This window comes from Acinetobacter sp. SWBY1 (assembly GCF_002946595.1).
Lineage (GTDB): Bacteria > Pseudomonadota > Gammaproteobacteria > Pseudomonadales > Moraxellaceae > Acinetobacter > Acinetobacter towneri.
This window is the reverse complement of record NZ_CP026616.1, coordinates 2,047,671-2,063,551: the sequence shown is the minus strand read 5'-3', so window position 1 is coordinate 2,063,551 and position 15,881 is coordinate 2,047,671. Positions and strand designations below refer to the sequence as shown.

The window sequence follows — 15,881 nt, the reverse complement described above, 5'->3', positions numbered from 1 at the left end:
TATATTTTTAGTTATAGTTAATTACTCTTATACTTTTCTTCTAACACATTACTGAAAATACTTTCAATCATCCACACCCGATATAAGCTGTTAAACACGTAGCTTTGCCCATCTATGCGCAATTCCAACACAGGAAAATCGGGCTGAGATTTCATTTCACACAGCATATCGTTTTCTTTGAGCAACTCGGTCACATCGGCTGTGGTCAGTTGATCTAACTCCAGTTCACGCTGCATACGCTCAAAATGCGCTTTAAAGGATAAATCCTGTCCCCTCGTCCATACCGCCTGCAAAATGCGATACATGGCATCCACACGCTGTTCTTCAGGCGCACTGTAATACAGTTGTGCCATTTGATAAGTCGCCTGCTCAGTCGGGCGGCAAAACGGCGTAAACGCAACATCAGTACGTTTAGATAAACGTGTTGCCAAACTCCAGTCAAACCAGTCGCGTCCATGATAAGACAAGGGATACACATTCAAATGGATATTGTAATAGGCAGCTAATTCTTCTTTGATATACGCCAATAACAACCAAGAAATCGGGTCTTCCAGTGCAATATACAAATCCAGTTCAGGGTCGAGTGCCTGAATTTCATTGAGTTCTTCGGCATCACTAATTAAATGTTCTCGCCATTCAATGTGATTGATCAAGAAAATAGGATTATCGGTGAGTAATTTTTGTTGTTTTAAACGGCGTGTCAAACGCAATAAATCATCGACCGCATGATATTTACGTCCACCAAACTCAAAATAACTGGCCAATACAGGTGCATCATCAAAAACCCGTTCAGGAAAATCCTGAATTTGATGATGACGGCTGGACATGGCATATAAAGTGCGTAATTTACCCGACTGCTTTTGCCACAGCATGTGGAACACATCTTCGAGTAAATACAAAAAATCCTGACCACGTAACGGCGTATGCCGCAAAATGGTTTCTGCCTGCATTAAGGCTTCTGCAGTCGGTGATTCAGGGGTATCGTGAAAACTAAACCGATGTTGTTTGGCAAGAATTTGTGCATCTTGAATACAGTAATTTTGCCATTCTGCAGCCGACATTTGATTCGGTGCATCGCCACTTTGCCGCGAAATCACCACGGTTAAAGGTTTTAATTCATCGGCCAGAATATCTTCTAATTGCGGCAACTCCTGTACCGCCAAATAGCTATATACATCATCTAGACGCAAATGCACACTCAGTCCGTGTTCCGTGGGCAACACCGCTTGCCGAGATGGTTTTTGATAAAACCAACTCGATCTGATCGGATCGAACCAACGGCGTAACAGTGACATGAGATCAGCCTCTAAAAAGAAAATCCTTGTGGTTTGGGGACAAGCCACATGCAAATCATGTGCGCTCGTCCTTCAATAGTACACAAGGATTTATATCAATTCATATAAAAATGATCAATTAGACCTCTAAATTCAGATCAGTCACTGCACCTTTTTCTGCGCCCGATGCCAATTTAGCAAATTTCGCCAATGCACCATGGGTATAGTTTGGCTTTGGTTTGACCCATGCCGCTTTACGTGCTGCCATTTCCTCTTCCGACACATGCCAAGTCATTTCACGGGTTTCGGCATTAATCGAAATTTTATCGCCATTTTTCACCAGACCAATTGGCCCGCCTTCATACGCTTCTGGGGTCACATGCCCAATCACAAAACCGTGACTGCCACCCGAAAAACGTCCATCGGTAATTAACGCGACTGAATTACCCAAACCTTTGCCAATAATTGCAGAAGTTGGTTTCAGCATTTCTGGCATACCCGGGCCACCTTTAGGGCCTTCACCACGAATCACCACCACTTCACCTTCTTGCACTTCGCCATCTAAAATACCGCGCATCGCGCCAATTTCACCTTCAAAAACGCGTGCAGGGCCTTCAAAATACAAGCCTTCTTTGCCTGTAATTTTTGCCACTGCGCCCGTAGGTGATAAGTTGCCTTTTAAAACCACCAAGTGCGAATCTTTTTTGATTGGTGCATCAAACGGTAAAATAATTTGCTGACCTTCAGGATAATCGGCAACATCGGCCAAGTTTTCTGCCAAAGTTTTACCTGTAACCGTTAAGCAAGAACCATCGAGCATGCCTGCATCTAACATACGTTTCATCAATGGTTGAATTCCGCCAATGGCAATCAGCTCCGACATTAAATACTTGCCCGATGGACGTACATCGGCCACCACTGGGGTTTCCTGACCAATACGCACGAAATCATCCAGTGTCAGTTCAACCCCTGCAGAATGTGCCATGGCAATTAAATGCAGTACACCATTGGTCGATCCACCCAAAGCAATCAGCACTTTAATGGCATTTTCAAAGGCAGATTTGGTCATAATGTCACGTGGTTTAATATCCAGACGTAACAGATTCATGACTGCTTCGCCTGCACGTTGGCAGTCATCCATTTTATCTTGAGAAACAGCTTCTTGTGCCGAAGACCCTGGTAAACTCATGCCCAATGCTTCAATGGCCGATGCCATAGAGTTCGCGGTGTACATGCCACCACAAGAGCCTGCACCTGGCAAAGCCACTTCTTCAATTTGTTTGACCTGAATTTCGTTAATTTCACCTTTGGCATGCTGACCCACGGCTTCAAACACCGAAATAATATCGGTATGTCCTGCACCCGGTTTAATAGTGCCGCCATAAACAAACAAGCCCGGACGGTTTAAACGCGCCAGTCCCATAATGCAGCCCGGCATGTTTTTATCGCAGCCACCAATTGCAATCACACCATCATAGGCCTGACAGCCCACCACCGCTTCAATTGAGTCGGCAATGATTTCACGTGAAACCAATGAATATTTCATGCCTTCGGTGCCGTTTGAAATACCATCTGAAATGGTGATGGTATTGAAAATAATGCCTTTACCACCCGCCTGATTCACGCCTGTTTCTGCTTCGCGCGCCAAGCCATCAATATGCATATTACATGGTGTGACATTGGCCCAAGTCGATGCAATGCCAATAAATGGACGAGTAAAATCTTCATCCTTAAAACCGACCGCGCGCATCATGGAGCGTGCAGGTGCATTTTCAATGCCTTCATAGACTTCGGCTGAATGTTCGCGGATATTCTGTTTACTCATGGCTGATTCCTTAGCAAGATGGGTGAAATGACGTGCTCATCATGACGATTTATTTTATTTTTCATTGTATCGAAAGCGGGCAGGATGTAAACGAAAATGCCTGTCTAATTTCATTGCTCAAATTTGCTGCGATACTGACATTGCTCATTGGCAGGCTCATAAAAAAGCACCCCAATTTTGGAGTGCTTTTTTGTGGCAGCTTAAATTGCTAAGTACTGCTTAGATTTCACGTACCGCACCTTTTGCCGCACTGGTAGTGTGCATAGCATAGGCTTTCAACGCTTTAGAAATTTTACGTGGACGTTCTTCTGCAGGATGCCAGCCTTTAGCTTCTTGCGCTTCACGACGTGCCGCCATGGTTGCGTCATCTATCGCCAAGTGAATGCTGCGGTTTGGAATATCAATTTCGATACGGTCACCATCTTCAACTAGACCAATCGCACCACCTTCAGCCGCTTCTGGAGAAACGTGACCAATTGAAAGACCTGAAGAACCGCCCGAGAAACGACCATCAGTCAGTAAGGCACATTCTTTACCTAAACCTTTCGATTTCAAATAGCTGGTTGGATAGAGCATTTCTTGCATACCTGGGCCACCACGTGGGCCTTCGTAGCGAATCACCACCACATCACCCGCTGTGATTTTACCGCCCAAAATCGCGTCTACTGCAGCATCCTGACTTTCAAAAACACGTGCTGTGCCGTTGAATTTCAAAATGGAATCATCTACCCCTGCAGTTTTGACAATACAGCCATCCAAAGCAATGTTGCCGTAAAGTACCGCCAAACCACCATCTTTAGAGAAGGCGTGTTCTGCATTACGAATCACACCATTGTCACGGTCACCATCTAAACGTGAATAGTAACGGTCTTGTGAGAATGCTGTTTGGGTGGGTACGCCGCCCGGTGCAGAACGGAAGAACTGGTAAACGTCTTCATTTTCGGTACGGATGATGTCCCATTTATCCAAAGCATCTTTTAAAGTCGCTTCGTGAACTGTGCCTACTGAAGTGTCCAATAAACCTGCGCGATCCAGCTCACCTAAAATAGACATAATACCGCCCGCCCGGTGTACATCTTCCATGTGAACGTCTTGTTTTGCAGGTGCAACTTTACACAAAACAGGTACTTTGCGTGATAAACGGTCAATATCATCCATGGTGAAATCCACACCTGCTTCATTGGCAGCCGCCAACAAGTGCAATACGGTGTTGGTTGAACCGCCCATGGCAATGTCCAACGTCATAGCATTTTCATAAGATGCTTTGGTTGCAATTGAACGTGGCAATACGCTGTAATCGTCTTGTTCATAATGGCGTTTCGCCAATTCCACAATCAACTGACCTGCTTTATCAAACAGTTTTTTACGGTTGGCGTGAGTTGCTAGAATTGAGCCGTTGCCCGGTAAAGATAAACCTAGAGCTTCTGTTAAGCAGTTCATTGAGTTTGCAGTGAACATCCCTGAGCATGAACCACAAGTTGGACATGCAGAACGCTCATATTCAGCAACTTCTTCATCCGTATAGTTGTCATCTGCCGCCACAATCATCGCGTCAATCAAGTCAATCGCGTGTTCATTGCCACGAATTTTGACTTTACCTGCTTCCATTGGGCCGCCAGACACAAACACCACTGGAATGTTCAGACGCATAGCAGCCATCAGCATCCCTGGGGTAATTTTGTCACAGTTGGATATACACACCATTGCATCGGCGCAGTGTGCGCTGACCATGTATTCTACCGAGTCGGCAATCAAGTCACGCGATGGCAATGAATACAACATGCCGTCATGACCCATGGCAATCCCGTCATCTACAGCAATGGTGTTAAATTCTTTGGCAACACCACCTGCCGCCTGAATTTGCTCTGCCACCATTTGACCGAGGTCTTTTAAATGCACATGGCCAGGTACAAATTGGGTAAATGAGTTGACCACCGCAATAATCGGCTTACCGAAATCTTCGTCTTTCATACCCGTTGCACGCCATAAGCCGCGTGCACCCGCCATATTTCTTCCGTGTGTCGATGTTTTTGAACGATAGTCAGGCATTATAAAGTTCCAACTTGGTTGTGCTGAAATGAATCTGAAATTCATTCTGGCGAAATAATACTGTTTGCAAGATCTGTATCACTGCAAAATAGTTTAAGAGTCTTTCTATTTTACTACAGCTTGAGGTAGTAAGGCTGCTGCTTTACCAACTTTATGATGGATAAAAAGTGACGAGAACCCACAGCACCTTGTTGATCATACTGAATGCAATACAAAACTTTCATGAATAATTTTTAAATTTTGCATTACTAATTTTTATCATAATAATTTATAGCACAGCGACAAGGTGGATTTGTTACAACCCGTTCCGACCTTTGAGCCGCAATTTGTTATAATTGCCGCGTCATCTAAAACTATGGGTTGATTTCCATTGAAAATCGTTTTTGCAGGTACGCCTGAATTTGCTGCAAGCGCTTTGGCAGCACTCCTGAACACCGAACATGAGATTGTCGCGGTTTACACCCAGCCTGACCGTAAAGCAGGACGCGGACAAAAACTCACAGCATCTGCGGTGAAGCAATTGGCACTACAACACGATCTTCCTGTCTATCAACCTTTGCATTTTAAATCATCTACTGAAGAAGGTCTGGCGGCCCAACAAGAATTGGCTGCATTGAATGCCGATGTGATGGTGGTTGCGGCCTATGGTTTAATCTTGCCGCAAGTGGTTTTAGATACTCCTAAATATGGCTGCTTGAATATTCACGGTTCGTTATTGCCACGTTGGCGTGGTGCAGCGCCGATTCAGCGCGCGATTGCCACAGGTGATACCGAAACAGGCATCACCATTATGAAAATGGCTGCAGGCTTAGATACGGGCGATATGATGTATAAAACCCTATGCCCAATTACTGCCACAGACACCTCTGCCACTTTACATGACAAACTGGCGCAGCAAGGTGCCAAAGCAATTGTTGAAGTACTGGCTTCAGAACAAAAATTGCAAGACTATTTAGCCGCGCGTGAAGTGCAAGATGAAGCCTTGACGGTCTATGCACACAAATTGACCAAAGCCGAAGCACAAATTGACTGGTCACAAACTGCAGCCGAAATTGACCGTAATATCCGTGCCTTTAACCCGTGGCCGGTGGCGTTTATCCCTTTAGATGAAACACAAAACTTGCGCGTTTGGGGTTCAGCATTATCGGATGAATCTGCACAAGGCAAAGCTGCAGGCACAATTTTAAAACTGGACAAACAAGGCGTACACGTCGCTTGTGGCGATCAACAAGCGGTATGCTTAAGCTCGTTGCAATGGTCAGGCGCTAAACCGCTGAATCCTGTGCAAATCATTCAAACTCAAAAACTTCAAACAGGACAAGTTCTCGCATGAGCCATTCTGAATCAGGCAACTCACATTTGAACTTGCGTGCCCAAGTCATCCGTACGCTATTGGCTGTACAACAAGGGCAATCATTGGCGAGCGTTTTACCTGCACATTTAAGTAAAGTCGCAGAACGTGACCGCGCCTTGTTTCATGAACTGGTTTTGGGCACTTTGCGTCAATGGTATGCCCTAAAAAGCATTACTTTGCCGCTGTTGGTGAAACCACTCAACAATGAAACTGTTGAAACCTGTTTATATGTCGGCTTATATCAAGTGCTTTGTACTCGTGTAGCCAGTCATGCCGCAATTTCTGAAACCGTAACTGCAGCCAAACAATTGGGCTATCAAGCACTCAGCGGTGTGGTGAATGCAATTCTGCGTCGTGTTTCACGTGAAACATCGGAATTTCAAAAGGCTTTGGCGCAGGCACATGGTTTGCCAAGTTGGTTGTATAAACGTCTGAAAAAAGATTGGCCTGAACAACAAGAACAACTGACGCAAACTTTAAAGCAAACCGCGCCTCTGACTTTAAGAGTCAATACACGCCAAATCAGCCGTGATGACTATTTAGAAATTTTGCAGGAACAAGAGATTGCTGCAGAAGCTTGCACCGTGTCTGAAGTCGGTATTGTGATGCTGCAAAATGTGCACATTCCAGACTTGCCTGGTTTTGATGAAGGCGTATTTTCCGTACAGGACGAACATGCCCAACTGTGTGCAACGCTCTTGCCAAATTTAGATGGCAAAGTGGTAGTCGATGCCTGCGCAGCACCCGGTGGTAAAACAGCGCATCTGCTTGAAAAATTTCAGCCTAAAAAATTGATTGCCATAGATCAGGATACCAAACGTCTGTTACGTGTCAGCGAAAATCTAGAACGTCTGCAACTGAATCAAGAAGCGCAAGTTGAAATTTTGGCTGCCGATGCAACCACATGGAATGCCAGTGAAGCAGTGGACTGTATTGTATTGGATGCACCGTGTTCTGCAATTGGAGTCTTGCGTCGCCATCCAGATATTCGTTTGCTGCGTCAATCTAGCGATATTCAGCAAACGGTGGCATTACAGCAACAGATTTTGCAGCAGATGTGGCAGCAACTCAAAGTTGGTGGCACCTTGCTTTACATTACCTGCTCGGTTTTAAAAGCCGAAAATGAACAGCAAATGCAGCAATTCTTTGCCGAACATCAAAATGCCAAAGAAGTCAAAATTGATGCAGATTGGGGCATTCCACAACTGTATGGACGCCAATTATTGCCGCAACAAGGACGCGGGGATGGTTTTTATTATTGTCGTATTGAAAAAACCGCCTAAGCTGTTTCTGTTTTAACGATTCTTCTCATTTAATAGCCTTTCCAAAAAATTAACCCTTGAATCAATCAAGGGTTAATTTAGTTAGCCAGTGCAATGCTTTACAGCATCGCACCCGTTTCAGCAAAATGCTTAGTCTTCGAGTTCATCTGGGTTTTTGATCAGGTGAATCATCGCCAAAACTAAACCACCCCAAAGTACCACTGTTGAAATAATCAACATCACCAATGCAGATGTATTCATCTTATTTCTCCGCTGCGTCGTGATCTTTTAAGCGGCTAAGCAATACCGCGCCAATAATAAAGAGCACTACGGTACCACCACCCACGGTGAGTAAAATGTGTAATGGATAACCACCATAGCCTTCTGCAAAAATAGATTTCAGGGTTAAGCCTAAAGCCACGAGCAATGAAAGCGGAGTCACGATGGTTAATAGGAAATTCCAGCCCCAACCCAATTTAATGCTTGAGTATTGGTTAACGTGTTGCTGCAATTCTTTGAGCAATGGACGACGGAACCAAGTCACCAAAATGATCGACAATAAACCACCACCAACAATACCAATGTTGTTGGCAAAGTAGTCAATGATGTCGACAAAAGTGATCGCGCTGTGGGTAGAGAATAAAATGGTTGAAACAATAGCTGAACCACCCGCAATAATGGTTACTGCACGCTTACGCGACCAACCCAGCTTGTCTTGGAACGCAGCAATGGGTACTTGCAGAATACTCACCATTGAGGTCACCCCTGCAACCGTCAATGAGGCGAAGAATAAGAAACCAAATAAATCGCCACCTGCACCCAAGCTTGAAATGATTTTCGGGAATGCAATAAAAGCTAAACCAATACCGCCCGAAACCACTTCATCTACCGATGAACCTGCGCTGTACGCCATGAAACCAAGCGCAGCAAAAATACCAATACCCGCTAAAATTTCAAAAGATGAGTTTGCAAGTGCAACCACCAAGCCTGAACCAGTCAAGTTGGTTTTACGTTTTAGGTAAGATGAGTAGGTCAACATAATCCCGAAACCCACTGAAAGTGAGAAGAAGATATGACCAAAGGCAGCTAACCATACTTTATAGTTCGCCATCGCTTCCCAGTTAGGCGTAAAGAAAGCATTTAAGCCATCGACTGCACCCGGTAAACGTAACGCTTGAACCACGAGAATAGAGAACAAAATCAGCAAAAGTGGTATAAAGATTTTATTTGACAGCTCAACCCCTTTTTTCACCCCGCCGTATAAAATGAACATCACCACCGTCCATACGATGACTAGACCAATAAATAAGGTTGGTACAAAACCAAAGGCTAAGCCTTCACCATTTTGTAAGTAGCTTGTGAAAAAGAATTTTTCAGTGTCTGTTCCCCATTGCTGACCAATGGAATAGAACATATAACTGCCTGCCCAAGACAATACGCTGGCATAGTAAATACCAATCAGCAAAGTCACCATCACCTGCCACCAGCCCAATGCTTCACTGTTCATGAGCTTTTTATAAGCGGTTGGTGGTGCTTTACGGTATTTATGCCCAACTGCATAGTCCAAAAACAGCAATGGCAAACCTGCGGCAAAGATCGCAATTAAATAAGGGATTAAAAATGCGCCGCCGCCATTTTCATAGGCAACATAAGGGAAACGCCAAATATTGCCCAACCCGACCGCAGAACCAATGGCTGCGATAATAAAGCCTGATCGCGCGGACCAACTCTCACGAGAATCTGTCATAGAACACCTAAACTTCAGGTTATTTTTTGCTGCTTGTTTTTTAATTCTGACCTTTTATATAAATAACTTGCTTTTTCATTAGCTTAAATTTACTTTATATAACGGTACTTTAGCGCACGCAAAAAATATCCTGCAAAAAATGAAAATCTGGGTGTTTGCTTTAGAGTCACACCTTTTGAGCATCAAATTCTAAAGGTCAAACAGCGAAATATTCGGAAAATCTTGCTTAAAGTCTTTGCCCAATATTGCGCTTTTGTATGGCTTAACAATACTCATTTTTGAACAATTTTTCTGTAAATTCTGCTTAGAAAGATGCTTTTTGTATGCATTTTTTTAATCAAACGTTCAAATTCCACTCCATTTTGACTTGATTTTTTGGTTATAAATCATATAACTATTTGGAATGTAATGTTGGTGCTATTTGAGTTGTTTTACTTTTCATCTATTATAGCAGCGCTGTAGCTTATTATTCACCAAACCACAGCGCTGTAATCAATCATCTCAAAATTCAGAGTTAACTCATCCTTTCTCTTTATTTATAACGATGCATCATTAGATCAGATACTTAACGCTTAATTACCAATAAACGCTCTTCCTGCATATCCCGAATAGCAGATTGAATCCCTTCTCGCCCTAAACCCGAATCTTTCACGCCACCATAAGGCATATTGTCCACACGGAACGATGGAATATCATTAATAATCACCCCACCAACTTGTAACTGATCCCATGCATACAGCATTTTTTCCAAGCTTTGTGTATAAATACCCGCCTGTAAACCAAAACGACTTTGGTTGATACGTGCAATCCCTTGCTCAAAAGATGAATATTTTTCCAAAATGGCAACAGGGCCAAAAACTTCATCTTTATAAACTTCCAAGTTTGGATCGACCTGTTCCAATAAAGTCGGTTCAAACATCACACCTTTCAGCTCGCCACCTGCCAATATTTTTGCGCCTTTTTTCACCGCTTTATCAATCCACTTTTTCAAGCGCTGCGCTTCAGCTTCCTTAATCATTGGCCCGACCAAAGTGCTGTCTAAATCAGGATCTGCTGCTTTAATTTTCTTAAGCTGACTCACAAGTTTCTTTTTCAGTTCAGCATACACGTCGTCATGCGCCAAAATACGTTGCACACTAATACACACCTGTCCTGCATGATTATACGCCCCACTAATTAAGCGATGAATCAATGCATCATTCAGTTCAGTATCGGGTTCAATCATCACCGCTGCATTGCCGCCCAACTCTAGCGTTACTTTTTTTCGTCCTGCGCGGGCTTTCATATCCCAACCCACCACATCTGAACCGGTAAAACTGAGCAGTTTAAAACGGTCATCAGTCACTAAAACATCGGCTTGCTCACGCTCACAAGGTAATACTGAAAACGCACCTTTAGGTAAATCTGTTTCAGCCAACACTTCTGCAATTTTCAATGCTGAAATAGGCGTGGCGCTGGCAGGTTTTAATACAAAAGGGCAACCTGCAGCAATCGCGGGCGCAATTTTATGTGCAGTTAAATTCAACGGAAAATTAAAAGGGCTGATCAAAGACACAGCACCAATGGGTACATGCTTAACCATCCCTTGATAATTCGCAGCAGCAGCCGTCACCGCCAACGGTAAAATTCGTCCTTCATCTACTTGAGACACTGCATCTGCAGCAATTTGGAAGGTATTAATTAAACGTTCAACTTCTGCCATCGCGGCCAAACGTGGCTTTCCACCTTCAGCAATTAAAATCTCGACCAATTCTTCACGCATGTTTTGAAAACGCTGCACACAATGCAACAGAATTTTTTGTTTTTGAAAGGGCTGTAATTTTGCCATTTCAGCTTCTGCTTTTACGGCTGCACGAATGGCCTTTTCAATACTTTTTTCATCGGCAAGTGCAACACGCGCATATACTTTTTGAGAATATTTATGCTGAACGGCTAACCATTGCCCTGTTTCTACGGCTTTATTGGCAAGATAGAGCGGGTAATCGACAGGTGGATGGGTATTTTGCATACTGAAATCCTCTATTTTTGGCGCGAATTAGGCTATATTTTTACAAGAATTTTGATTCAAGAAAATGTATGATGCGCTAAGTTGGACAATATTTCACATGATTTTTTGTCACGAGAACATCACAACACTAAACCATTCATCCCAAATGATGATGAAAAATACTAGGGTTGATATGCTTACATTACAACGTTTTGCTTTAGCATGCAGCTTAATTGGTTGTTCAGCGGTTCATGCCGATATTATTGGGGTAAAAGCCAGCGTAGATTATTGGAAATATAGCGCAGACTGGAATCAGGCTCAGTTATCACCAAACTTGGATGATGATTTTGCCTTACCCTTCAGTCTAGCAGTAGAGCATCCAGTACCATTTTTACCCAATGCTAAAATTAAACATGCCAATTTGCAGGCCGAAAGCGAGCAAAGCGCTGCTGGTGTAAAAATCAATCAACTAGATTTAGATTACTCAGACTTCATTTTATATTATGAAATTTTAGATAACATTGTTGCCGCAGATGTTGGATTTGGTGCCAAAGTACTTGAAGGCGACTTAAGATCGAATTTGTTTTCGACACAAGACGTCAGTGAAACTTTACCTATGCTGTATGCAGAAGCAGCGGTCAAATTACCATTTACAGGTTTAAGTGCCAAAGCTGAAGCTAACTATGCCAAAAATAGCGACAATGAAGTTCGTGATGCTCAGGCAGAAATTAAATATAACTTTATAGATGCCATTTTAGTCAATGTTGGTTTAAAAGCAGGTTATCGCATTTTAGATATTAAGCTCAATCAAGATTCCAATCAGGAAACTCAATTAGAGTTTAAAGGCCCATATTTAGGTTTAGAAGCACATTTCTAAGCATCTGATATTTATATAAGTTTAAAACCCTTAAATTATATTTAAGGGTTTTTTTATTCCTCTTAATACTTTCTTTCTACATAAAAAAACACCCCCAACGCTAGTTGAGGGTGTTTAGAATAATGAGCTGGCGATGACTTACTCTCACATGGGTAACCCCACACTACCATCAGCGCGAAGAGGTTTCACTTCTGAGTTCGGGAAGGGATCAGGTGGTTCACTCTTGCTATGGTCGCCAGCACAACTGTTTACGGAGACTTGCATTGGTCTTATTCACGATGGTGATGCACTGCGTTTTCCGAATCTGTAACAGATTGGGCTGTATTGGGTCTGAATTTTATTGTTTAGCGTTAACTAAATCAAGATCAGTCTGAATTGACTGATTGGATTTGAATCGATTGAGCATACAACCCCAACTGTTTGGGTGTTGTATAGTCAAGCCTCACGAGCAATTAGTATTGGTCAGCTTCACATATCGCTATGCTTCCACATCCAACCTATCAACGTCGTAGTCTTCAACGGCTCTTTAGGAGGCATAAAGCCTCGGGGAAATCTTATCTTGAGGTAGGCTTCCCGCTTAGATGCTTTCAGCGGTTATCCCTTCCGAACATAGCTACCCGGCGATGCGACTGGCGTCACAACCGGTACACCAGAGGTTCGTCCACTCTGGTCCTCTCGTACTAGGAGCAGATCCTCTCAAATTTCCAGCGCCCACGGTAGATAGGGACCGAACTGTCTCACGACGTTCTAAACCCAGCTCGCGTACCTCTTTAAATGGCGAACAGCCATACCCTTGGGACCTGCTTCAGCCCCAGGATGAGATGAGCCGACATCGAGGTGCCAAACACCGCCGTCGATATGAACTCTTGGGCGGTATCAGCCTGTTATCCCCAGAGTACCTTTTATCCGTTGAGCGATGGCCCTTCCATACAGAACCACCGGATCACTAAGACCTACTTTCGTACCTGCTCGACTTGTGGGTCTCGCAGTTAAGCGCGCTTTTGCCTTTATACTCTACGCGTGATTTCCGACCACGCTGAGCGCACCTTCGTACTCCTCCGTTACTCTTTAGGAGGAGACCGCCCCAGTCAAACTACCCACCAGACATGGTCCTCGTCCCGGATAACGGGACAGAGTTAGAACCTCAACATTACCAGGGTGGTATTTCAAGGACGGCTCCACTCGAACTAGCGTCCGAGTTTCAAAGCCTCCCACCTATCCTACACAAGTAAGGTCAAAGTTCAATGTCAAGCTGCAGTAAAGGTTCACGGGGTCTTTCCGTCTAGCCGCGGGTACACCGCATCTTCACGGCGAATTCGATTTCACTGAGCCTCTGCTGGAGACAGCGCCGCCATCATTATGCCATTCGTGCAGGTCGGAACTTACCCGACAAGGAATTTCGCTACCTTAGGACCGTTATAGTTACGGCCGCCGTTTACTGGGGCTTCGATCAAGAGCTTCGCTTACGCTAACCCCATCAATTAACCTTCCAGCACCGGGCAGGCATCACACCCTATACGTCCACTTTCGTGTTTGCAGAGTGCTATGTTTTTAATAAACAGTTGCAGCGGCCTGGTTTCTGAGGCTGTCGACAGCTCAAGGAGCGAGTCCTATCACCATCAACAGCGTACCTTCTCCCGAAGTTACGGTACCATTTTGCCTAGTTCCTTCAGCAGAGTTCTCTCAAGCGCTTTGGTCTACTCGACCTGACCACCTGTGTCGGTTTCGGGTACGATTCCAGTGTAACTGAAGCTTAGAGACTTTTCCTGGAAGCAGGGTATCAGCCACTTCACTGTACAAGTACAGCTTGCTATCAGATCTCAGCATAGAGCACCCCGGATTTGCCTAAGATGCATGCCTACTTCCTTTCACCTGGACAACCAACGCCAGGCTGACTTAACCTTCTCCGTCCTCTCATCGCATTACACTGAAGTATTGGAATATTAACCAATTTCCCATCGACTACGCCTCTCGGCCTCGCCTTAGGGGTCGACTCACCCAGCCCCGATTAACGTTGGACTGGAACCCTTGGTCTTTCAGCGAACGGGTTTTTCACCCGTTTTGTCGTTACTCACGTCAGCATTCGCACTTCTGATACCTCCAGCAGACTTCTCAATCCACCTTCTTCGGCTTACAGAACGCTCCCCTACCACGCATAATAAATTATGCATCCGCAGCTTCGGCACATAGTTTTAGCCCCGTTACATCTTCCGCGCAGGCCGACTCGACTAGTGAGCTATTACGCTTTCTTTAAAGGGTGGCTGCTTCTAAGCCAACCTCCTAGCTGTCTATGCCTTCCCACATCGTTTCCCACTTAACTATGATTTTGGGGCCTTAGCTGGCGGTCTGGATTGTTTTCCTCTTGACTACGGACGTTAGCACCCGCAGTCTGTCTCCCGGATAGTACTCATTGGTATTCGGAGTTTGCATCGGTTTGGTAAGTCGGGATGACCCCCTAGCCGAAACAGTGCTCTACCCCCAATGGTATTCGTCCGAGGCGCTACCTAAATAGCTTTCGGGGAGAACCAGCTATCACCGAGTTTGATTAGCCTTTCACCCCTATCCACAAGTCATCCCCTGGCTTTTCAACGACAGTGGGTTCGGTCCTCCAGTTAGTGTTACCCAACCTTCAACCTGCTCATGGATAGATCACCCGGTTTCGGGTCTATACCCAGCAACTATACGCCCTATTAAGACTCGATTTCTCTACGGCTCCCCTATTCGGTTAACCTCGCTACTGAATATAAGTCGCTGACCCATTATACAAAAGGTACGCAGTCACCAAACAAGTTGGCTCCCACTGCTTGTATGCATGCGGTTTCAGGATCTATTTCACTCCCCTCACAGGGGTTCTTTTCGCCTTTCCCTCACGGTACTGGTTCACTATCGGTCAGTCAGGAGTATTTAGCCTTGGAGGATGGTCCCCCCATATTCAGACAAGGTTTCACGTGCCTCGCCCTACTCGTCATCATTATGTGTGCCCTTTCGTGTACAGGACTATCACCCACTATGGTTGCACTTCCCAGAGCATTCCACTAAAACACACATAACTTAATGGGCTTTTCCCCTTTCGCTCGCCGCTACTGAGGGAATCTCAATTGATTTCTTTTCCTACGGGTACTGAGATGTTTCACTTCCCCGCGTTCGCTTCGTATGACTATGTATTCATCATACGATACCTACCTTAAGGTAGGTGGGTTTCCCCATTCAGAAATCTCCGGATCAAAGGATATTTGCCGCCTCCCCGGAGCTTTTCGCAGGCTATCACGTCTTTCTTCGCCTCTGACTGCCAAGGCATCCACCACATGCACTTAATTACTTGACTATACAACCCCAAACAGTCGTTAACCCCTACAAGTAGGATTAAGACAATTAAATAAATATAAAATATTTATTTAATTCACAGTTTGATGTCTTGTGCACTTAAGCACTGTACAGCTTCAATTAGATTCATATACCAAAACGCTTGATTCAGTTAATTTGCTAGTTCTCATTTCAATTCGTAA

General features: G+C 44.4%; 9 protein-coding genes and 2 rRNA genes. 3 read left to right on the top strand and 8 right to left on the bottom strand.

The genetic code is table 11. From position 1 onward, the window contains the following. Positions 1-17: 17 nt before the first annotated feature. From C3Y93_RS09990 to ilvD (C3Y93_RS09980), 3 genes are all read right to left on the bottom strand, one after another. Positions 18-1,295 carry a hypothetical protein gene (locus tag C3Y93_RS09990; protein WP_104852803.1) on the bottom strand — a complete coding sequence of 426 codons (1,278 nt, stop codon included), beginning with the start codon at positions 1,293-1,295 and terminating at the stop codon, positions 18-20. 118 nt (positions 1,296-1,413) lie between these two features. Further along, positions 1,414-3,099, bottom strand: coding sequence for a dihydroxy-acid dehydratase (ilvD, locus tag C3Y93_RS09985; protein WP_004970362.1), 1,686 nt, complete (start codon positions 3,097-3,099; stop codon positions 1,414-1,416). A 219-nt stretch (positions 3,100-3,318) separates the two neighbouring features. Beyond that, the gene (ilvD, locus tag C3Y93_RS09980) at positions 3,319-5,148 is read right to left on the bottom strand and encodes a dihydroxy-acid dehydratase (RefSeq protein ID WP_104852802.1); all 1,830 of its coding nucleotides are present in this window, start codon (positions 5,146-5,148) and stop codon (positions 3,319-3,321) included. A 370-nt stretch (positions 5,149-5,518) separates the two neighbouring features. On the opposite strand from ilvD (C3Y93_RS09980), the gene fmt reads away from it, so the two are divergent. Both fmt and rsmB read left to right on the top strand, forming a co-directional pair. Then, positions 5,519-6,481 carry a methionyl-tRNA formyltransferase gene (gene fmt / locus C3Y93_RS09975; protein ID WP_104852801.1) on the top strand — a complete coding sequence of 321 codons (963 nt, stop codon included), beginning with the start codon at positions 5,519-5,521 and terminating at the stop codon, positions 6,479-6,481. Continuing rightward, positions 6,478-7,785: a 16S rRNA (cytosine(967)-C(5))-methyltransferase RsmB gene (gene rsmB / locus C3Y93_RS09970; RefSeq protein ID WP_104852800.1), complete on the top strand. Its 1,308-nt coding sequence runs from the start codon at positions 6,478-6,480 to the stop codon at positions 7,783-7,785. Before fmt ends, rsmB begins: the two co-directional genes overlap by 4 nt. Positions 7,786-7,914: 129 nt before the next feature. Here the strand turns inward: rsmB and C3Y93_RS09965 are convergent, their stop codons facing one another. The 3 genes from C3Y93_RS09965 to C3Y93_RS09955 all read right to left on the bottom strand — a co-directional run bounded on the left by C3Y93_RS09965 (position 7,915) and on the right by C3Y93_RS09955 (position 11,519). Continuing rightward, a complete protein-coding gene (locus tag C3Y93_RS09965; RefSeq protein WP_004970370.1) occupies positions 7,915-8,025 on the bottom strand; it encodes a methionine/alanine import family NSS transporter small subunit in 111 nt (36 codons plus the stop codon). 1 nt (position 8,026) lies between these two features. Then, positions 8,027-9,511, bottom strand: a complete 1,485-nt coding sequence (locus C3Y93_RS09960; protein WP_104852799.1) for a sodium-dependent transporter — start codon at positions 9,509-9,511, stop codon at positions 8,027-8,029. A 565-nt stretch (positions 9,512-10,076) separates the two neighbouring features. Continuing rightward, positions 10,077-11,519 (bottom strand): aldehyde dehydrogenase family protein, encoded by a 1,443-nt coding sequence (locus tag C3Y93_RS09955; protein ID WP_104852798.1) that lies wholly within the window; start codon positions 11,517-11,519, stop codon positions 10,077-10,079. Between the two features lie 172 nt (positions 11,520-11,691). On the opposite strand from C3Y93_RS09955, the gene C3Y93_RS09950 reads away from it, so the two are divergent. Further along, positions 11,692-12,375 carry a TIGR04219 family outer membrane beta-barrel protein gene (locus tag C3Y93_RS09950; RefSeq protein ID WP_104852797.1) on the top strand — a complete coding sequence of 228 codons (684 nt, stop codon included), beginning with the start codon at positions 11,692-11,694 and terminating at the stop codon, positions 12,373-12,375. Between the two features lie 125 nt (positions 12,376-12,500). Here C3Y93_RS09950 and rrf read toward each other — a convergent pair. Both rrf and C3Y93_RS09940 read right to left on the bottom strand, forming a co-directional pair. Continuing rightward, positions 12,501-12,615, bottom strand: a 5S ribosomal RNA gene (gene rrf / locus C3Y93_RS09945). 191 nt (positions 12,616-12,806) lie between these two features. Beyond that, a 23S ribosomal RNA gene (locus tag C3Y93_RS09940) occupies positions 12,807-15,700 on the bottom strand. Positions 15,701-15,881: the final 181 nt, after the last annotated feature.